At 70.7% G+C, this 18,814-nt stretch carries 18 protein-coding genes; 11 read left to right on the top strand and 7 right to left on the bottom strand.

The genetic code is table 11. The features are described from left to right. Positions 1-10: 10 nt before the first annotated feature. Both K2F47_RS29840 and K2F47_RS29835 read left to right on the top strand, forming a co-directional pair. Positions 11-319, top strand: coding sequence for a DUF1416 domain-containing protein (locus K2F47_RS29840; protein WP_242909106.1), 309 nt, complete (start codon positions 11-13; stop codon positions 317-319). Positions 320-442: 123 nt separating this feature from the next. Beyond that, complete coding sequence (locus tag K2F47_RS29835) at positions 443-1,738, top strand: hypothetical protein (RefSeq protein WP_242909105.1); 1,296 nt, start codon at positions 443-445, stop codon at positions 1,736-1,738. Here the strand turns inward: K2F47_RS29835 and K2F47_RS29830 are convergent. Genes K2F47_RS29830 through K2F47_RS29820 form a run of 3 tightly spaced genes read right to left on the bottom strand, consistent with a single transcriptional unit; the run spans position 1,623 to position 3,423 of the window. After that, positions 1,623-2,204: a hypothetical protein gene (locus K2F47_RS29830; protein WP_242909103.1), complete on the bottom strand. Its 582-nt coding sequence runs from the start codon at positions 2,202-2,204 to the stop codon at positions 1,623-1,625. The genes K2F47_RS29835 and K2F47_RS29830 overlap by 116 nt on opposite strands. Next, positions 2,201-2,800, bottom strand: a complete 600-nt coding sequence (locus K2F47_RS29825; protein ID WP_242909101.1) for a hypothetical protein — start codon at positions 2,798-2,800, stop codon at positions 2,201-2,203. Before K2F47_RS29825 ends, K2F47_RS29830 begins: the two co-directional genes overlap by 4 nt. After that, the gene (locus tag K2F47_RS29820; protein ID WP_242909099.1) at positions 2,797-3,423 is read right to left on the bottom strand and encodes a hypothetical protein; all 627 of its coding nucleotides are present in this window, start codon (positions 3,421-3,423) and stop codon (positions 2,797-2,799) included. The genes K2F47_RS29825 and K2F47_RS29820 overlap by 4 nt, the downstream gene beginning before the upstream one ends. A 35-nt stretch (positions 3,424-3,458) precedes the next feature. On the opposite strand from K2F47_RS29820, the gene K2F47_RS29815 reads away from it, so the two are divergent. From K2F47_RS29815 to K2F47_RS29785, 7 genes are all read left to right on the top strand, one after another. Further along, positions 3,459-4,328: a hypothetical protein gene (locus tag K2F47_RS29815; RefSeq protein WP_242909097.1), complete on the top strand. Its 870-nt coding sequence runs from the start codon at positions 3,459-3,461 to the stop codon at positions 4,326-4,328. Positions 4,329-4,346: 18 nt separating this feature from the next. Further along, the gene (locus K2F47_RS29810) at positions 4,347-4,985 is read left to right on the top strand and encodes a hypothetical protein (RefSeq protein ID WP_242909095.1); all 639 of its coding nucleotides are present in this window, start codon (positions 4,347-4,349) and stop codon (positions 4,983-4,985) included. Between the two features lies 1 nt (position 4,986). Next, entirely contained in the window at positions 4,987-5,616 is a 630-nt protein-coding gene (locus K2F47_RS29805; RefSeq protein WP_242909093.1) for a hypothetical protein, read from the top strand. Between the two features lie 196 nt (positions 5,617-5,812). Continuing rightward, positions 5,813-6,439, top strand: a complete 627-nt coding sequence (locus K2F47_RS29800; protein ID WP_242909091.1) for a hypothetical protein — start codon at positions 5,813-5,815, stop codon at positions 6,437-6,439. A gap of 37 nt (positions 6,440-6,476) precedes the next feature. Next, on the top strand, positions 6,477-7,157 hold the full coding sequence (locus K2F47_RS29795) for a hypothetical protein (protein WP_242909089.1): 681 nt from the start codon (positions 6,477-6,479) through the stop codon (positions 7,155-7,157). Then, positions 7,154-8,026, top strand: coding sequence for a hypothetical protein (locus K2F47_RS29790; RefSeq protein ID WP_242909087.1), 873 nt, complete (start codon positions 7,154-7,156; stop codon positions 8,024-8,026). Before K2F47_RS29795 ends, K2F47_RS29790 begins: the two co-directional genes overlap by 4 nt. Positions 8,027-8,090: 64 nt before the next feature. After that, positions 8,091-9,248 (top strand): S8 family peptidase, encoded by a 1,158-nt coding sequence (locus K2F47_RS29785; protein ID WP_242909085.1) that lies wholly within the window; start codon positions 8,091-8,093, stop codon positions 9,246-9,248. A 65-nt stretch (positions 9,249-9,313) separates the two neighbouring features. Here the strand turns inward: K2F47_RS29785 and K2F47_RS29780 are convergent, their stop codons facing one another. The 4 genes from K2F47_RS29780 to eccCa all read right to left on the bottom strand — a co-directional run bounded on the left by K2F47_RS29780 (position 9,314) and on the right by eccCa (position 15,584). After that, positions 9,314-9,820, bottom strand: coding sequence for a hypothetical protein (locus K2F47_RS29780; RefSeq protein ID WP_242909083.1), 507 nt, complete (start codon positions 9,818-9,820; stop codon positions 9,314-9,316). A 94-nt stretch (positions 9,821-9,914) separates the two neighbouring features. Next, positions 9,915-10,376, bottom strand: a complete 462-nt coding sequence (locus K2F47_RS29775) for a YbaB/EbfC family nucleoid-associated protein (protein ID WP_242909082.1) — start codon at positions 10,374-10,376, stop codon at positions 9,915-9,917. Positions 10,377-10,426: 50 nt separating this feature from the next. Further along, positions 10,427-11,485 carry a hypothetical protein gene (locus K2F47_RS29770; protein ID WP_242909081.1) on the bottom strand — a complete coding sequence of 353 codons (1,059 nt, stop codon included), beginning with the start codon at positions 11,483-11,485 and terminating at the stop codon, positions 10,427-10,429. 124 nt (positions 11,486-11,609) lie between these two features. Beyond that, positions 11,610-15,584, bottom strand: a complete 3,975-nt coding sequence (gene eccCa, locus K2F47_RS29765) for a type VII secretion protein EccCa (RefSeq protein WP_242909079.1) — start codon at positions 15,582-15,584, stop codon at positions 11,610-11,612. A gap of 398 nt (positions 15,585-15,982) precedes the next feature. Between eccCa and eccD the strand changes: the two genes are divergently transcribed. Further along, positions 15,983-17,380, top strand: coding sequence for a type VII secretion integral membrane protein EccD (gene eccD, locus K2F47_RS29760; RefSeq protein WP_242909077.1), 1,398 nt, complete (start codon positions 15,983-15,985; stop codon positions 17,378-17,380). A 9-nt stretch (positions 17,381-17,389) separates the two neighbouring features. Beyond that, entirely contained in the window at positions 17,390-18,799 is a 1,410-nt protein-coding gene (gene eccB, locus K2F47_RS29755; protein WP_242909075.1) for a type VII secretion protein EccB, read from the top strand. Positions 18,800-18,814: the final 15 nt, after the last annotated feature.

Genomic DNA, 18,814 nt, shown 5'->3' with positions numbered 1-18,814 from the left:
TGGAGGAGCAATGACCCAGGGCTGCGCAGCGCCCGCGCAGACGGCGCACCTTCCGGCGACCGTCGACCTCGACAACGAGGCCGTGATCCAGGGGACCGTCACCCGTGACGGCGCCCCGGTGTCCAGCGCCTACGCGCGCCTTCTCGACTCGACCGGCGAGTTCACCGCCGAGGTGGTCACCGGCGACGAGGGCGTGTTCCGGTTCTTCGCCGCCGACGGCGACTGGACCGTGCGCGTCCTCGCCGCGGGCGGCGTGAGCGTGGACAACCCGGTCACGGCCAAGACCGGCGAGGTCGCGGCGCTCGAGGTCGCGATCTGAGCAGAGCCTTCGCGGGCAAGTCTTCGGACCCCGCCGCCCCGCCGCACGCGGGGCGGCGGGGTCCGGCCTTTCCCGGGCCCGATCCGGCGGGCTCGGCGGTGCGGGCTGGGTAACATCGGCGCGATGTCCGCACGCTCCCCTCTGATCCTGCCCTGGGCCGCACTCCGGCTCGCGGGGCGGTTCGTGCTGCCGCTGAGCCTCTGGTTCACGCTGGGCGAGCTGCTGCGCTACGGCGCGATGTACGGCGGGTACCGGCTCGGCGAGATGAAGGGCACGGCGGCGGCCGTCGCGCCGCTGCTGACCGTCGGCGTCCTCGTGATGGTCGCGCTCGCCGTCGCGGTCGCGATGGTGCACTGCGTCCGCGAGGGGCTGGACGTCGTGCACGCGCGCGAGTCGGGCGGCGGCCTCACGCCCTGGGCCGTCGGCAACGAGGAGACGGTCACCGGCGCGATGGGCCGCGCCGCGCTCCCCTTCGTGATCTTCTACCTGGGCTGGGGGTTGCAGGGCGAGGACGCCCGCGAGTTCGCCGGCGAGGCCGCGAGCCGCGGCTTCGCCGAGGGCGGGTTCGAGGGGCAGATCAAGGGCGTCGGCATGCTCGTCTCGCTGGAGAAGCACGTTCCGCTCGCGATCGGGCTGACCGCGGGGTTCTTCGTGGTCCGGTTCCTGGTCGAGTGGCTGCTGGAGGAGCGGTCGCAGCGCTCGTTCGGCGCGCTCGTCGCGTTCCTGGAGATCAACTTCGCGCTGTTCGGCATCTTCACGATCGACCACCTGCGGGGCGAGGGCGTCGACTGGTTCACCCAGCGGCAGGCATGGGGGTGGGTCACCGACGCGGCCGGGCCCGTCCTCGACCAGTGGCCCACGTTCAAGGACGCGGTGCTCGGCGCGCTGATCTGGCTCGTCATCGCCGGGGTCATACTCGGCCTGGACGCGCGCGACGAGCAGGTCGTGCTCGGCCGGAGCCGAGCGGCGGAGCGGCTGGCGCGCGCCGGCGGCCTGGACCGCGTCAACAGCCCGCGCGAGATCCTGACCAGGGGCTTCCGCGAGATGTGGCTGCCCGCCTGGTACGGGCTGCGGCTCGTCCGCCGGTCGGGGGTGCTGCCGTTCGCGACGTTCTGCCTGCTGTTCACCGGCCTGGACGTCGCGGAGGACGCGTCGCGGCGGATGATCTACGAACTCCTCGGCCCGCACGAGGTCACGTGGTGGATGCCGAGGCTGCCGCTCGTCGGGTACGGGACGGCGCTGGTCTTCCAGATCCTGCGGATCTGCCTGCTCGCGGCGGCGTTCAACCTGGTGATGGCGCGGGTCACGGCGCGAACCGCAGCGAAGGCAGTGGTCCCTTCGGCCGCGGGTACGCCGGGGGCCGCACCTCCAGCGCCAGCAGGTCGGCCTTGGCACGGGGCACCGTCCCCCGGACCGTGATCCGGACCGGGACGCCCGGCCGGGCCGTGCCGGTGTCGAGCCCGGTCGCCGCCCACACGTGGCCGTCGCCGTCGCGGAGCCGGTACACGATCCCGTACGCGCCGACCGCCTTCGCGGACGCCGCGTCCTTCGGGACGACGGAGAGCGTCACCCGGAGCTCGGCCACCTCGACCGCCCCCGATGGCGCACCGGACGGCGGGGTGACCAGGGGTGCGGCCGTCCGGCGATCGACGACCTGCCACCGCGCCCCCGCCAGCTCCCCGGCCGCGCCGCGCGGGACCGTCGTGACCTTCTCCTCCGGCTTCAGGCCGCTGCGGACGTTGTGCGTCTCGTCCACCCAGTGCAGGGTGAGCAGCGCGGGCAGCAGCGTGCCCAGTGCGATCGCCTGGACGACGCGCCGATCGCGCAGCGGAAGGCCCGTCCTGGCCGGGGGATCGGGCTGGGTCTGCGTCGGGTCACCGGTCATCGGCGTTCCCGCACGTCATAGCGTTCTCGCGCGCCCTGGATCAGCTCGGCGGCGCGTGCCCTGGTGAGCCCGAGGTCGATGTCGGCCTCGGCGGACAACTGCGGCAGCAGCCCGCCCGTCCCCACCACCAGATGCGCGCCCGCCACCCGCTCCTTGGGCAGCTCGAACACGAACGCGGTCGGCGTCCAGATCATCGGCTGGAGGCCGGGCTGGACGACCTGGCCCGCGCCCGTCCGCGGATCGTCCCGGAACGACAGGCCGCCGGACGTCTCCAGCTTCGCCGCCGCCAGCTTCACCGGCTCGCGCTCCGCCTTCGCCCACAGCCGCACCACGAGGTAGACCCCGTCGGTGCCCACGGACGGCGGGTCGCCGAGGGACAGGTCCGGCGCGAGCGACCGCGCCGCGTCCACCCGGTCGACCCGCACGCTGAACACGCGGTTGCCGACCACCCGCCCGATCCCGCCGCCGTCGCGGATCGGTTCGAGCGCCCGCGCCCGGACGTGCGGCCCGATCGAATGCAGCCACATCGCCCCGGCGAGCAGCACCGCCCCGCCGACGCCCGCGCCGCCCTGCGTCAACACCCTGCGAACGCTCACCGCGGCCTCACCCTCGGGCTCGGTGCGGCGACGGGGAGGGTCAGCCGCCCGGCGAGCGAGTCGTCCTCCAGATCGATCCGCCAGCTGTAGGTGTCGTCGGTGAACCCGTGGTCGTACTCCCACTTGCGCAGGCCGACGGTGAACCGGCGCGGTGTGTCCGCCGGGCCCGCCTTCCACATCACCGACGCCTCCACCGGCAGCCCCGGCTGCGCCCTGCCGGTCTTCGCGCCCCCGGCGGCCCCCTCCACCTCGTCGGGCTTCACCCACTTGCCCGCCTTGGTGAGCGCGGTGACGCCCTCGCGCAGCCCGCCGAACCCGAGCGAGGCGGTCTCCTGCCCCTGGTTGAGCACCCACATCCGCACGATCACGAACCGCTGCCGCCCCGATCCGAAGTCGGCCTTGACGGTGCCGATCCGCGCGTCCCGCACCACGACCTTGAACAGGCCCAGATCGATCGCCTTTCCCGGCCTGGACGCGGGCTCACGCGGCGTCTCCGCGAACCCACCCGCGACCCACAACACCGGCACGAGAACCGCCAGCGCCGCCAGCACACAGGCGGGCACCAGCCAGCGCCGCGAGGGGCGCTCGCCGGGACCCGGGGGAGCGGGTGCGGTGGATTGCACCCGCCAGATGGTAATACGCCATTACCCTTCACCCCGTGACGGAGATGATCGACTACGGGCGTTTCGCCGACCGGCTCGCCCCGCCCCGCGCCCGCTGGGACCTGCTGCGCGAGTTCCAGGAGGAGTGGGGATACACGGTGCCCGCCGACGCGACCCCCTGGGCCAAATGGTCGGAGAACGAGCACCAGACGTATATACGGCGCCTCAAGGGAGAATGGACGGGCGAGGAGGACGACGAGTTCGAGGGCGTCGACTTCTCCCTCCCGATCCCCCAGGCCGTGGACGAGTGGTGGGAACTCCCCTTCAATTCCTTCACCCACTCGCCGCGCCTGTACTGGACCAATCCCGTGTACCCGCCGACCGTCCGGCCCGACCCGTCCGGGTACGGCGTCGCCGAGGGGCTGCCCGAAGACAACCCGTTCGTCGGCCCGGACGACGACCTGCGCGTGTGCGTCTTCAAGGCCGAATACGAGTACTGCAACGAATGGGGCTACCTCGCCGCCGAGGCCGGACAGGACGATCCCCGCGTCCTCGTCACGGTCGCCGACGACGAATGGGTCCCGCAGGCCCGGTCGATCTCGGAGTTCTTCGTCCAACTCGCGGTGCAGCGCCTTCCACCGAGCCTCGGCTGGTGCCTGCGCCTGGACACCGCCGACTTCCCCGGAACCCCGGTCGGCGAACGCCTCGACGCGGCGTACCGTCCGATGGGATTCGAGCCCTGGCGCGAACTCGGCGTCGACACCCTCACCTACGGCGGCCCGGACGTCATCGTCCACCACGACCGCGCGGACGCCTCCGACTACCCAGTGATCATCAGCGCCCGCACCCGCGAAGCCCTCACCACCGCCGCCCACACCCTCGACTGGCAAGGAAACCCCACCCAAATCGAACCACCGTCCGAATAGGGACAACGAGAGGATCCCGTGTTAGACGTCTCGGTACTGCACATCAGGCAGCTGTCATCCCAGCTCGACTACGAGCTCATCGACCCCGGCGGGCAGGTCGTCGGCCGGGCGACGCAGGTCGGCGGCCCGAAACCGCGCAAGGGCCTGCTGTCGGTCTTCGGCTCCGGCGTCGGCGACGCCCGCGTGGTCGTCCAGGTCGGGTACGCCGACGGGACGCCCGCCTTCTTCGTCGACCGCCAGGGCGGCTCCCCGGTCGCGATCGTCGCGCCCGATGGCACCCTCATCGGCCGCTATGACGAGGACCGGACGGCCACCGCGCGCCAGATGGCCTCGTCCGGCGGCATCCTGTCCAACGTGGCGCGCATCGCCGCCGGCGCGATGAGTCCCGCCCAGCGCAACCGCCTGCTGGACGCGGCGGGCCGTCCGCTGTGCGTCCTCGACTGGACGTTCCGCCACAACCACGACCCCGACAACCCTCGCTGGCATCCCGTCCAGAGCGACTACACCGACCTGAACGGCGTCCAGATCGCCAGGCTCGACGTCCGCGAGGGCATGCACAAGGACCAGTACCAGCTCCAGTTCCTGTACCAGCTCCCCGAGCCGCTGCGAACGCTCGCGATCGCCTCGCCGCTCGCCTTCGACCTGACGAGGACCTGACGTGCCGTCCCTCTACGAGGCTCTGACCTGGACCGTCGACGAGCCCGCCGAGCCGCACCACTACGTCTTCCACAGCAACGGCGAACTGATCGCCAACGGCACCCGCCTCCCGACGCGCCGTCCGGAGGACGCGGGCGTGCCCTACGCCAACCCGCACGCCGGATTCGACGACGGCCGCGTCCTGATCTGCGTGGCCGCGCCCGACGGCGCCCCCTACTTCTATCTCGACCGGACGATCAGCTCGACGAGCCGCCAGCCCGTCCATGTCGTCGCACCGAACGGCGCTCCCATCGGATCGATCAATGTCGAGATCGGCGGCATCAGCGGCATGTTCTCCGTCCTGTCCGGCAAACGCGGCAGCGTCTTCGTCCTCTCCGACGCGAACCGCCACCGAATGGCCACCTACACCAGCCCCAGCATGCGCAAACCGAGGGCGGGTGGCACCCTCGCCGACTCGTCCGGCGCTGAGATAGCGCACCTCGCGGTCGACCGCTCCCCGAACGCCCCGCGCCGCCGCTGCAAGACGATGCACCTCCGCCACCCCCTCCCCGAGCCGCTGCGCACCCTCGTCATCGCCACCCCGATAGCCGTGGAAATGATGATCTCCTCACCCCTCAGGGTGATGCCCTGAGGGGCGGAGCCCATCGGCTGCGGTTGAGGCCATAGGACTTCGCTTTATTTTCCTGTCCCAAACCGGCGAATACTCAGGACGGCGTCCCAAAAGGTGGAGGCCGTGAATCGCCGCCCCTAACCTACGTGCGAAGGTCAACGCTGCGCCGGTCGAAATGCCGAGCAGAACGGGGAAGCGCTTCCAGGAGGAGTGGGTTTTGTTCGACGTCCCTGTGCTGCGGATCGAGCAGCTGTCGTGGCGGCTGGAGTACGAGATCAGCGACGGGGGCGAACGGCTCCTCGCCCGGGTGGATCAGGTGGCCGGTCCGGAACCCCGCAAGGGCCTGGCCGCCGCCTTCCGCGATTCGGGCCTGGGTGAAGCCTACGTGGAGCTAAGGGTCGGCGGGCCCGACGGGACACCGCTCTTCTTCGTCACCCGTCACGGCGGGTACCCGGAAATCTTGGACGCCGACCGTACTCCGCTCGGCCGGATCGACTACGACGAGGAGTCCATGGTCCGAGAAATGTCTTCAGAGGTGGGCGCGCTCGCCTCTTTGCGGCGGACACTCGTCTACAGAACGAAGGTCTGGTGTGAGCGCCTGCTGGACGCCGAGGGCCGCCCGCTGTGCCGCCTCCGATGGACCATGGGCCACCCCGGCAACGACTCGTGGTCACCGCTCTCGTGCGACTACACCGACATGGAGGGCCTTCACATCGCCGAACTGGAGATACGGGAAGGCCATCCGAGGGACTCCTATCGTCTACAGCTCGAATTCCGACTGCCCGAACCATTGCGAACGCTGGTGATCGCTTCACCGCTCGCCTTCGACCTGAGCCGAACATGACTGGCCGGCCACTCGGCGGTTGTGAGGTGAGCGTGCGATGAGCCAGCGGTACGAGTCGTGGAGTCCCGACGCTCTGGAGGCCGCGCGGAGCGCGGAGGCGGGGGTCGGGGCACGTCGCGCTCGAATCGGGTACTGGGTGCTCGGTGCGGGCTGGGCTCCGATCCTGTCGGCTCTCGTCGCCTTCTTCCTTCTCGGCGACATGCGGAACGCGACCCTGGCCGCGGTCGCGATCACGGCGGCGGCCGGGGGGCCGGTCGTCGGCCTCGGCTCCTGGATTCTGCTGCGCACCGTCAACTGGCGATCCGGGGTGCCCGGCCTCTTCGCCGGCTGCGCCGCCGGGGCGCTGCTCCTGGTCGGGATCATGCTCAACGGCGAGGAGGGGCGGAAGGACCGGGAGTGGTGCCGGGTCGATGCCGTCGCGCGGGAGACCCGGGACAACAGCCATTTCTCGTACCGCTACCGGTTGGCCTGTGCCTCGGCTCCGCGTGAGATCGTCGATCGGCCCAAGAGCAGTTCGGCCGAGCCGTCCACCATCTACAGGACCGGGCAGCGGGTCGCCGTCTCCCACGACCTCGTCTACGAGAGGTGGCGGATCGAGCCGTCCGATGATAAATACTTTCCCTTCGTGCTGATCGGGGGAGTGGTGATGGCGACCGCGCTTTCGGCGACCACGGTCGTGTCGCGCAGGAGGCATGTGCGGCGCGGGCGTCGCCCATGATGGCGCTCGACCTGTTCTCCGCCGCGGCTCTGCGGGTGAACCTCGCCGACCCCTACGAGGTCGTCGACGCGGCCTCCGGTACCGTCCTCGCGCGCCTGGTCGAGGCGGCGCGCGTCCGCTCGCCGCGGGGCAACCCGCTGGCCCCCGACCCCGTCGCCATGCCGCGCCTCACGTTCGCGCTCACCGGGCCGGACGGGCGGGTGCTGCTGTACGTCGACCGCGCCGAGCATCTGAAGTTCAACTTCGTCCCGCCGCAGAGCGCGTTCGCCGGCCCCGACGGCGCCGTCCTCGGCCGTGTCGAGTACGACCACCACTCGGCGGCGGGCCCCGGCGGCCAGGCCCGGACGGACGCGCAGGGCATGACCGTGGCGCCGGCCGCGCGCGTGCTCGGCCCCGACCTGCGTCCGCTGTGCGACGTGGTCTACGTGACGCCGCCGGACGGCAGCCGCCCCACGCTGCCCGACGGGCAGGACGCGCGGACCGCCCGGTGGGTCACGTCCGAGGGCGCCCAGGTCGCCGAGCGCCGCGACGGGGTCCTGCGTCTGGACGAGCGTCTCCCCGGCCCCTGGCGCGCCCTGGCCATCGGCTCGTTCGTGGCGCTGGCCTGCGAGTTCCGCCTCCCGGCGGGCGACGCGCCGGCGCCCGAATCGATCCCCGAGCCCTTCCCCGGGCACGCGGGACTGCACGACGCCTACGCGGCCTACCAACGGGAACAGGCCGCCGAATACCAGCAGCCCGTCCGCACTCGCGCGGGCCTCGCCCACCGGCCCGGCGTCCTCGCGGAACGCCGCGACCATCTCATCAAGATCGGGCTGCCGATCGTGCTCGTCCTCGCCGCCGTGATCTTTCTGATCCGTACGTTGCTCTGAGGCCGTCAGCCAAATCTCGGTAATGTGCTTGTTGCTCATGGTTCGGTCATTGCCGGGAGGGCTGGTGCGACGACGCAAAGCGATTGCGCTGACGGCGGCCGCCGCGTTCGGAGGCGTGCTCGCGCCTCCCCTTTACGCGCCCCCCGCCATGGCCGCGCCCTGCGAGGAACCGCTGGTCTTCGGCAGCCCCGCGAACCAGCTTCCACGGCAGCTCTGGCCGGAGGAGCGGCTGAACTACGTGGACGCGTGGACGCACACCCGGGGCAGGGGCGTGAAGGTCGCCATCGTCGACAGCGGCGTGGACGCCACCCACCCGCAACTGCGCGGGCGCGTCGCGTCCTATGACGTGACCAAGTCCGGCCTCCAGGACTGCGTGGGCCACGGCACCCAGGTCGCCGGCATCATCGGCGGCCGGGACCTGCGCGCCCAGGGCATCTCGTTCTTCGGCGTCGCCCCCGAGGCGCAGCTCATCTCAGTGAAGATGGCGGTGAAGTCCCAGGGCAACGACTCCCGCTGGACGCCGCTGGCGATCCGCAAGGCGGTCGAGCTGGGCGCGAAGGTCATCAACATCTCGTCCCAGTCGCCGGACCTGCCCGACCTGCGCAGTGCCGTGCTGTACGCCCAGCAGCACGACGTGGTGATCGTCTCGGTGGCCGGCAACCTCACCGACCAGCAGAAGCAGACCCCCCAGAAGTCCTATCCCGCGAGCTACGCCGGGGTGATCTCGGTCGGCGCGCTGTCCAAGGACGGGAAGCTGGCCGGCTTCTCCAACACCGTGACCCCCGTGACCGTTACGGCACCCGGCCAGGCGGTCGTCAGCACCTGGCCGCGCAACGCCTACAAGGCCGACGACGGCACCAGCCTCGCGGCCCCCTACGTCGCTGGCACCGCCGCGCTGATCCGCTCCTTCAACCCGAAGCTCACCTACCTCCAGGTCAAGGAGCGCATCGAGAGGACCGCGGACGGCGCCCAGGTGCAGGGCTCGGGCTCGGGCGTGGTGAACCCGCTCCGCGCGGTGACCACGGTGTCGACGGGCGGCGCGCCCGCGGGCCCCGCCATCGCCCACCGCGTATCGCTCGACCGCCCCCCGGCGGAGGATCACCTGGGCAAGGTCCTGGCCCTGTCCTTCGCCGCCGTGGCCCTCACCGCCGCCGCCGGTGTCGGAATCGCCGCACTGATCATCCCCGCCGGCCGCCGCCGCAACTGGCGCCCCGGCGCCTGACCCCGGGCGGTCCCGCCGCCTAACGGGTGGTGGACGGCGGAATCACTCGCGTCAAAGGGGCCCGATCACTCGCGCCAAAGGGGGCCCGCCGCCTGCCGTACGGCCGCCCTAATGGTCTCGACATCTGCGTCGAGCATGTCGAGGTCGCACACTTTCACCACCGAAAGGTCCGCATTCCATTCGGGGTGGTACATGCGCCGGGGCAGTTGCATCGGGGCCTGCCGGGGGGAGGCCACGAGCCAGCTGTGCTTGGAGTGCTCGAACGGCGGCATGATGCGCACGGCCTCCAGCTGCTCCCAGCGGATCAGCGTGGTCTTACCGCGCATGCTCACCTCCATACCGTCGTCGCCGATACGGAGGACCAAGGGGTGCGTCAGCGACGGCATCATGGTTCCCGCGGCCGCCAGCGCGGCCAGCAGGACGATGACCAGGATGAGGCCGACGCCCTTCCCGAAACCGGCGAACGTCCCGACGATGACCAGCGCGAGCGCGACCAGGAACACACCGACGGCCCCCAGCATCGACTGCCGGAACGGCTTGGTCTTCCCATTGAAGACGGTAGTGTTTTGCATCAGCCCCACCAGGTTTCGTGGTCGCAGCCCGCTCGGCCGCCCGTCAGCGTGCTTTATAGCACGCTGACGACGGCACCGCCTTCGCCTCGGATGGCTACTTGTTGTTCATTCCCATGAGCTGCTGAATTCGCTCGAACTGCTCGGAGACGGTGCGGATCGGGTCCTCGGATCGGGCGGCCTCGGACGGGGCGGCCGAGATGGTCGCCGCCGCATCCTGAAGGGAGCCGTTCGACAGCATCTCGCGGTATCGGCCCATGTCTCCGAGCAGCGGCGCCACCAGTTCCTGGCTCTCCTTCGACAGGTTCTCCTGGGCGGTCTTCACCGTCTCCAGGATCTGCTCGGCGAGCGCCTCCGAGCCCTGCTTCATGGCCCGCGGGTTGATGGTCAATCCGGAGAGCATGCCGTTCGAGGAGAGGGTGACCTGGACGAAGCCGTCCCTGCTCTCGGCCTCGCCCTTCAACTCGGCCATCGCGGATACCAGGGACAGCGCCTGCTGCAACCGGCCGTTCAACCGCTCGACTTCGCGGTCGAGTTCGGGGTTTCCGGTGCCTGCCATTCTTCCTCCGTGCTGAGCGGTGTTCGTGGGGTGGTCCGTCCGGGCGAGCGTCAGCTCGGAACGGGGACGTTGGGCTGGGCCCAGTTGATGTTGACCTCCTTGAAGGAGGTGCCGCCGCCGCCCTGGTTGACGGCGAGGGTGGCGAAGTTCGCGCCCAGCACGTCGAGCATGTCGCGGAGCGGGCCGAGCCCTCCGGCCACGACGGCGAGGACGGCGGCGATGACGGTTCCGGTGCCGCCGCTCAGGATCAGCCCCTGGATCTCCTTGAGAACCCGGCATATGGGGCCGATGTAGGGAGCGTTCTCGGCCACCGCGAAGGCGATGATGGCGACCAGGCATCCCATGGCGAAGATGAACATGCTGTTCTGGAGATTGTGGATCTGCTTGATGATCTCTTCGAGGGCCGTCTTGTTCTTCTCGGCGGCCGCCTTGGTCTGGTCGACTTCGGCCTTAAAGACCTCCGCCCATGTGTCGTAGGCGTTCTTGGAGTCGCCCTCCCAGTTCTTGTCGAGCGACTTGCTGATGTTCTCCCAGGTCCCGCCGGTCACCCCGGCGATCTGGGTGGCCACCGACTCCCAGCCGCCGACGGCCTTGGACAGCGTCGGGTCGTCCGGGGTGAACATCGCCCACAGGACCGTCGAGACGATCGCGGTCGGCGCGAGCGCGGACGAGGCGCCGCACGCCGTCGCGATCGCGAGGTTCTCCACGGCGAGCGTCACACCGCCGAACAGCGCCGCGCCCTCGGCCATGCTCAGCCCGGACTTGCCGTCGGGCTCTTTGTACTTGAACCCGGGGTCCCGGGCGGCCTTGGTGTCGGCGCTGCTCGCGACCTCGGCCTCGGCGATCGTGTTGGCCACCTTGACCAGGCCGCCCGACGCGATCTCCAGCTGCTTGACGCCCGCCTTGATGCTCTCCGAGAGAGCGTGCCGCGAGTTCTCGTACTCGCTGGAGAGCAGCGCGCTACAGATGACACCGAACGCCAGGGGGTGCATGTGGCAGGCCTTGTCGGTGTACTCCTGAGCCAGCTTCATATAGCCGTAGGGCTCGGACTTCATCTCGCCCGCGTTCTTGGCGATCTCCTCGGCTTTCGCGCGAAGTTCAGGTGCCATCGTCAACTCCTTGGAAAGAACAGAGATTCCCCGGTCTGCCAGATTCCTCAGGCGGAATGCCGCGGGGGAGATGGGTGGGTTCGGGAGCTTGTCGCAGGTTGATCAACATAGCAGGGCGTGCCGGTCACTGAGGGGCGTCTTCGCGGTGGACGGTCTGGATGAGGCGGGTGCCGGTGCGGCGGTCGATGTGGTAGCCGCGGCCGGGCGGGAGTTTGTGCGGTTTGACGTTGCCGAGCAGGATGCCCTCGTCCTTGTTGCCGGACATCAGGAGGCCGGGCGACGCCATTTCCTTGATGCGGGTGATGGCGGGGTCGAACATGCCGCGGCCGGCGCCGCCCATGGCGCGGGCGACGATGAGGTGCAGGCCGATGTCGCGGGCCTGGGGGAGCAGTTCCACGAGTGGACGCAGGGGGTTGTCCGAGGTGGCGACCATCTCGTAGTCGTCGACGATGAGGAACAGGTCCGAGCCCGTCCACCAGGAGCGCGAGCGGAGCTGGTCGGGGGTGAGATCGGCCGGGGGGAGGCGCTGCATCATCGCGCCGCGGATGTCGTTGACCAGGGACGTCGCCGCCGGGGCCGAGGCGCCGAAGCCGATCTGGTGCTCGGTGTTGGCGACGTCCAGCAGCGAGCGGCTGTAGTCGATGAAGATGATCCGGGCCTGCTCGGGGGTGTAGCGGGTGGTGATCCCGGTGGTGATGTGCCGGAGCAGGTTGGACTTGCCGCATTCGGCGTCGCCGAGCATGAGGAAGTGCGGATCCTGCGCGAAATCCAGGTAGACGGGGGAGAGTGACTCCTCGTCGATTCCGATCGGGATGCGCATACCGGTCTCGGCGGGTGTCGGCAGGGACGACAGCGGCAGGACGTCCGGCAGCATGCGGACCTGCGGGGCGCGCGGGCCGTGCCACGCCTCGGAGGCCGCCCGGACCATTTTGAGGACGCCGTCGTTCAGCGACTCGTCGGCGCCGCCGCCGTCGATGCGGGGGACGGCGGTGAGGAAATGGAAACCGTCGCGGGAAAGGCCGCGCCCGGGCCGCCCCTCGGGGACGTTGTCGGCGAGCTTGCGGTCGATCTCCGACTCGTAGGAGTCGCCGAGCCGCAGCTCCAGCTTGGTCCCCAGCAGGTCGCGGACGTTGGTGCGGAACTCCGTCCACTTGTTGGTCGCGGCGATGACGTGGATGCCGTAGCCGAGGCCGCGCGCGGCGAGCTGGGTGATGGTGTCCTGGATCGCCTCGTAGTCCTGGCGGAGCGTCAGCCAGTTGTCCACGACGAGGAAGACGTCGCCGTAGCCGTCGCCGGGGTGCTCGCCGGACGCGCGCATCCGCCGGTAGGTCGCGATGCCGTCGATGCCCCGCTCGGCGAACTCCCGCTCGCGCTGCTCCAGCAGGCCGCTGACCTCAGCGACCGTCCGGCGGACGCGGTCGGCGTCCAGGCGGGTGGCGATGCCGCCGACATGCGGCAGGTCGGCCAGCGCGGCGAGGGCGCCGCCGCCGAAGTCCAGGCAGTAGAACTGCACCTCGGCGGGGGTGTGGGTGAGCGCGAGGGACGCCATCAGCGTCCTGATCAGGGTGGACTTGCCGCTCTGCGGGCCGCCCGCGATGCCGACGTGGCCCGCGGCGCCCGACAGCTCCAGCCAGTACGGGTCGCGGCGCTGGTGGAACGGCTTGTCGACGATGCCCGCCATCGCGTACAGCTTGCCGCGGCCGTCCCACCCGGCGGTGGTGAGGCCGTGCTCCTGGGTGACCTGGAGCTGGGGGAGCATCTCGTTCAGCGCGGGCGGCTCGTCGAGCGGGGGGAGCCAGATCTGGTGCGCCTGCGCGCCGTGCCCGGCGAGCTGCCCGACGACGACGTCGAACAGGGAGGCCTGGTTCTTCCTCTCCTCGGGTTCGGGCTCCTGCTCGGACTGGTCCTCGATGACCTGCGGACGGATGTAGCCCGGCAGGTACGGGACGATCTGGGCCGCGATCTGGCTGCCCTGCCGGTCGTCGTTCTGCTTCGGCTGCTCGTCCACGGGCCCCGACACGTAGGCCGCCTTGAAGCGAACCATCGGCTCGGTGGCGAACTTCAGGTATCCGTTGCCGGGGGCGGGAGGCAGCTCGTACGCGTCCGGGACGCCGAGGACGACGCGCGACTCCATCGCCGAGAACGTCCGCAGGCCGATCCGGTAGGACAGGTGGGTGTCCAGGCCGCGCAGCTTGCCCTCCTCCAGGCGCTGCGACGCCAGCAGCAGGTGGACGCCGAGCGACCGGCCGAGCCGTCCGATCATGACGAACAGCTCGGCGAAGTCGGGCTTGGCGGACAGCAGCTCGGAGAACTCGTCCAGGACGAGGAACAGCGTCGGCATCGGCGGCAGGTTCGCGCCGTCCAGCCGGGCCTTCTCGTAGTCGCGCAGCGAGGCGTAGTTGCCCATGGCCCGCAGGTACTCCTGGCGGCGCACCATCTCGCCGTGCAGCGCGTCGTACATGCGGTCGACCAGCGGGAGCTCGTCCTCCAGGTTGGTGATGATGGCCGAGACGTGTTCCAGGCCGTCCATCCCGAGGAACGTCGCGCCGCCCTTGAAGTCGACGAGGACGAAGTTGAGGATGTCCGGCGCGTGCGTCATCGCGAGCCCGAGGACCAGCGTGCGCAGCAGCTCGGACTTGCCGGAACCGGTCGCGCCGATGCACAGGCCGTGCGGGCCCATGCCGCCCTGCGCGGACTCCTTGATGTCGAGTTCGATCGGGCGGCCCTCGGCGTCCAGGCCGATCGGCACCCGGAACCGGTTGCGCTGGGCGCGCGGCCGCCACACCCGCGCGGGGTCCACCGCGTAGGCGTTCTCGACGCCGAGCAGGGACGTCAGCGTCATGTTGTTCGCCAGCACGTCCTCCTCGTCCACGGTGTCGTTCGCGCTGGACCGGAAGGGCGACAGCTGGCGGGCCAGGCTCTCGGCCTGCGGAACGGTGACCTTGTCGGGCGCGCCGATCGACGTTGGGACGTCCTTGCCCGCGCGGTCCTTGCGCAGCATGTGGACCTTGTCGGCGGTGACGTTCAGCCGCAGCGTCCCGGCCTCGGTGGTGTAGCCGACGGTCTGGGAGAGGTCGATGACGCAGACGCCCTCGATGCCGTCGGCGGCGATCTGCGAGTCGTAGGAGGCCATGCCGCCGTCCACCACGATCACGTGCAGCGGCAGGTCGCTGGACGGGCGGCCGGAGACGAACCGGGCCCGGTCCTTGATCTCCTGGCCGAGCAGCACCTCCAGCTCGGTCATCGTCGGCGCGATCAGCCGGACCTGCCCGGCGGCGTCGTGCTCGGTGGGGTGCAGCGCGTGCGGGAGCCACTTCACCCAGTCCCAGTAGGGCAGCCGCTCCTGCGAGGTGCAGACGCTGACGCGCACGTCGTCGGGGGTGTGGAAGGTGGCCGCCTGCATGAGCATGGCGCGCAGCATCGCCCGCGCGGCCTCCACGTCCCCGAGCAGGAAGATCCGGGAGAACGAGCGGAGGTTGATGGCGACCGGCAGCGCGGGCACCGTCGAGTGCGTCCGGACGAACCGGCGCAGCGCGCCCGCGCTCATCGGTTCGAGGTCCTCGACCGGCTTGGTCTCCGGCGCGATCAGCTGGACGGCCAGCTTCTGCGGCCCGGTGCCCACCCGCACCTGGCCGAAGTCGGAGTCGTCGGCGCGCCGCTCCCACAGCCGCGAGCTCATCGCGATCGACCACAGCCGGGTCGGGTCGGGGTTGTACCACTCCAGCGCCTCGCGCTGCTGGGCGGCGGCCTTGCGGACCTTCGTCCGGACCTGGCCGAGGTAGCGCAGGTAGTCGCGGCGCTCGCCGTTCAGCTTGGTCTTGCGCTCGCCGCTGCGCTGTCCGACCTGGCTGAACATCATGCCGAACATCGACAGGCCCATCATCCCGCCCGCCACCATCTGGAGCGGGTTGGAGTTGGGGTTCAGGAACATGAACGCCATCGAGCCGGACCCGGCCGCCATCGGCAGGAACGTCAGCACGTTGCGGAAGCCGTCGGAGGTGACCTCGGGAAGCTCCGGCGGCGACTCCAGCAGGACCTCGCCCCGCGGCATCTCCGGAGGCTTGCGGCGTTCCTTCCGCCGGACCAGAACGGTGCTCACTGGACTGGCTCCCCCTCCCGGGCGTCAATGTCGCAGCCCAGCATCATACGGGTACAGAACCGCATAATCCTTTGATCATCCGGACCCGCTTCAGCGAGGGGTGCGGGCTCCGACCGGCGGCGCCTTCGATTCGGGGGAAAGCGAAACATTCCACCAGGATCATCCCCTCTGCCCACCATGCGGGGGCGGTGAAAGCGATAGGCCGGGAAAAGTCGTGCGGGCGTGGCATCGTGGACGCCCAACGCCCCCGCCGGGTGGAACCGGGATGGGCGTTACCGCATCGAAGTTGGGCATCTCAGCCGGTCGCAGCGGGCGGTCCGAGAGGTCTATGTTGTTACGGTTCTCGCCGGTGTCCGGGTGCTCCCTGTTGGGGCCGTGCCTACATGTGAGGAAGTTCAGTGGCTTCAGTCACCGGGGCGGAGCTGTGCAGGGTCACGGTGGTGGCCCCCAAGCGCCGCATCGACATCTCGCTCCCCGCCCACGTGCCGTTCGCCCAGTTCTTCCCGGCGATCCTGCACTACTCCGGCAGTCAGATGGCCGACGCCGGCCTCGCCCACGGCGGCTGGGTCCTGCAACGGCTGGACGAGGCGCCCTTCGACGGCGGCGCCACCCCCGCGCAGGCGGGGCTGCGCGACGGCGAGATCCTCTACCTGCGTCCGGGCATGTCCCAGCTTCCCGAGCTGGCCTTCGACGACGTCGCCGACGTCGTCGCCACCGCGGTCAAGGACCGGCGCGACCGCTGGCGGCCCGAGTGGACCCGGGCCTTCTCCCTCGGCGTCGGCGCGGGCGGCTCGGCGTTCGCCGCCGTCGTCGTGCTCCTCGCGGGACCGTCCTGGGTCGTCCCGGCCGCGGCCGCCGGGGTGGTCGCCCTGCTCCTCGTCATCGGCGCGGTGGTCGCCTCGCGCGCCGCGGGCGACGCCAAGGCGGGCACGGTGCTCGCCTTCGCCGCGCTCCCGCACGCCTTCCTCGCGGGCCTGCTCGGCCCGGCGCGCGACCACGGCTTCGGCGACATGGACGCGCTGAACACGCTGGCCGGATTCGGCGTCCTGGTGCTCGTCGCGGTGATCGCGGCCGTCGGCGTCAACGACGGCGCCTCGATCTTCTGGGGCTCGGTGATCGGCGGCGTCCTCGGCGCCGCCGGGTCCGGTACCGCGCTGCTGTTCGAGGACCTGTCGGCGGCCGGGATCGCGGCGGTCGTGGTCGTGGTCGCGATGATGCTGACGCCGCTGACCCCCACGCTGGCCTTCCGCTTCTCCAAGGTCACGCTGCCGCCGGTGCCGCAGAGCGCCGACGACCTGCGGCGCGACACGATCATGGTGGACGGGCAGCAGGTGCTGACCCGCACCGCGCGGGCCGACCGCTTCATCACCGGCTTCACGGTGGGCCTCGGGATCGTCGGCATCCTCGGGCTGATCCCGTCGGCGTTCCGCGACGGCTGGCTCGGCCCGGTCACCGCCGCCGTCATCTCCGTGCTCCTCCTGCTGCGCTCCCGGCTGTTCCGGGGCCGCGTCCAGCGGCTCGCGATGCTGGTGCCCGGCATGCTCGGCCTCGGCGCCCTGGCGATCGCGATCTCATGGGACGCCTCGCCGGTGACGATGGCCGCCGGAGCGCTCCTCCCGCTGGTCGCGGCGACCTCGGTCGTGGTGGGGGTGGGGCTGTGGCTCCCGGGCCACCGGCCCTCGCCGTTCTGGAACCGCGCGGGCGACATCCTGGAGATGTTCCTGCTGATCACCCTCATTCCGATGGCCCTCGGCGAGTGCGGGCTGTTCGCGTACATGCGCGGGCTCGCCGGATAGGAGCGCCGCGTGCAGACTCGCAAGGACCTGCTCCAGGCCCACCGCCTGATGAGCCAGCGCGCCTCGCTCGCGCTGGTCTCCGGCGAGCCCGACAACCCGGAACTGCCGCTGCGCCGGATGAACATCAGCGCGTTCAGCGGGATCATGATCGGCATCCTGCTCATGGCGGCGTTCGGCATCTTCGGCGTCATCCGCCCGGGCGGCGCCACCGGCCTGGAGAAGGCCGGGATGCTGCTCGTGGAGAAGGAGACCGGGGCCCGCTACGTGTGGTGCGAGAGCGGCAAGCTGTGCCCGGTCGCCAACTACGTCTCCGCACGTCTCGTCGCCGGGACGGACGCGAAGAGCCGCCGGACCGTCTCCACCAATTCGCTCACCAAGTACGAGCGGGGACCGGCGATCGGCATCCCGGGCGCGCCGAACACCCTCCCCGACGCCAAGAAGCTGACCCAGGCGCCGTGGGCGGTGTGCGTGCGGGCGTCCGAGAGCACCTCGTTCGGACGCCAGTCGCTGGTCACGCTCACCGCGGGGCGCAAGGTCGGGGGGACCGCACTGCGTCCCGACCAAGCAGTGGTCGTCAAGGCGGACGGGCAGAACTGGCTGCTCTGGCGCAACACCCGCATGCGGATGCCGCCCTACGCGCTGACCACGCTCGGCGCGAGCGCCACCCCGATCGCCGGCAAGTGGCTCAACTCCGTCACCCAGGGGCCCGACTTCGCCGCGCCGCAGATCCAGGGGCTCGGGCGGCCGGTGGCGGGGCCGCTCGGCCCGGCGCGGGTCGGCCAGATCTTCGGCGTCGACACCGCGTCCGGTTCATCCTCCTCGTTCGTGCTGCTCGCGGACGGTCTGGCGCCGATCTCCGCGCTCCAGCGGGACCTGCTGGTCGCCGACCCGCAGACCCGGCAGGCGTATGGGAACCAGCCCGTCCGCCCCCTCCCGGTGGACGCCGGACGGGTGAACTCGACCCGGCAGTCCGCGCGGTCGGTGCGCGACCAGCACCTGGAGGGCAAGGCGCCGAGCATCGTCGCCTACCGGGAGACGAGCCCGCTGTGCGCGGTCTACGCCGACCCGAGCGGCAATTCGGACGCGACGCTGACGCTCGACGGAAACCTGCCCGCGCCGCCCGCCGCCGCGCAGCCGAACGGCGCGGACCAGTTGGCCTTCCCACCTGGGAGCGCGGCGCTCGCCGGCCGGGTACCAAGCCCGGGAAAGGCGAATGAGGTCAGCACTTATTACCTAGTGGCCGAGGGAAAGAGATTCCCCATCAAAGACAATGAGACGGCGGAGAAGCTCGGCTACTCGCTGCCGGGCGATGCCTCGAAGGTGCCCGCCGGAGTCCTGGACCTGATCGCCCAGGGGCCGGTCCTGGATCCGGCCGCCGTCTCCACCACGACTCCCGCGAACACCCCTCCGGGGAACTGATTGTGCGGACTCGCG

This window comes from Actinomadura terrae (genome assembly GCF_022751215.1).
Taxonomy (GTDB): Bacteria; Actinomycetota; Actinomycetes; order Streptosporangiales; family Streptosporangiaceae; genus Spirillospora; species Spirillospora terrae.
Note: the sequence above shows the minus strand (reverse complement) of the source record. Positions and strands in the feature narration are given on the sequence as shown.

What these genes read in the sequence shown, in the direction of transcription:
- K2F47_RS29790 (WP_242909087.1), top strand. Translation starts at nt 7,154, where the DNA reads ATGATGGCGCTCGACCTGTTCTCCGCCGCGGCTCTGCGGGTGAACCTC.
- K2F47_RS29835 (WP_242909105.1), top strand. Translation starts at nt 443, where the DNA reads ATGTCCGCACGCTCCCCTCTGATCCTGCCCTGGGCCGCACTCCGGCTC.
- K2F47_RS29840 (WP_242909106.1), top strand. Translation starts at nt 11, where the DNA reads ATGACCCAGGGCTGCGCAGCGCCCGCGCAGACGGCGCACCTTCCGGCG.
- K2F47_RS29830 (WP_242909103.1), bottom strand. Translation starts at nt 2,204, where the DNA reads ATGACCGGTGACCCGACGCAGACCCAGCCCGATCCCCCGGCCAGGACG.
- K2F47_RS29795 (WP_242909089.1), top strand. Translation starts at nt 6,477, where the DNA reads ATGAGCCAGCGGTACGAGTCGTGGAGTCCCGACGCTCTGGAGGCCGCG.
- K2F47_RS29780 (WP_242909083.1), bottom strand. Translation starts at nt 9,820, where the DNA reads ATGCAAAACACTACCGTCTTCAATGGGAAGACCAAGCCGTTCCGGCAG.
- K2F47_RS29775 (WP_242909082.1), bottom strand. Translation starts at nt 10,376, where the DNA reads ATGGCAGGCACCGGAAACCCCGAACTCGACCGCGAAGTCGAGCGGTTG.
- K2F47_RS29770 (WP_242909081.1), bottom strand. Translation starts at nt 11,485, where the DNA reads ATGGCACCTGAACTTCGCGCGAAAGCCGAGGAGATCGCCAAGAACGCG.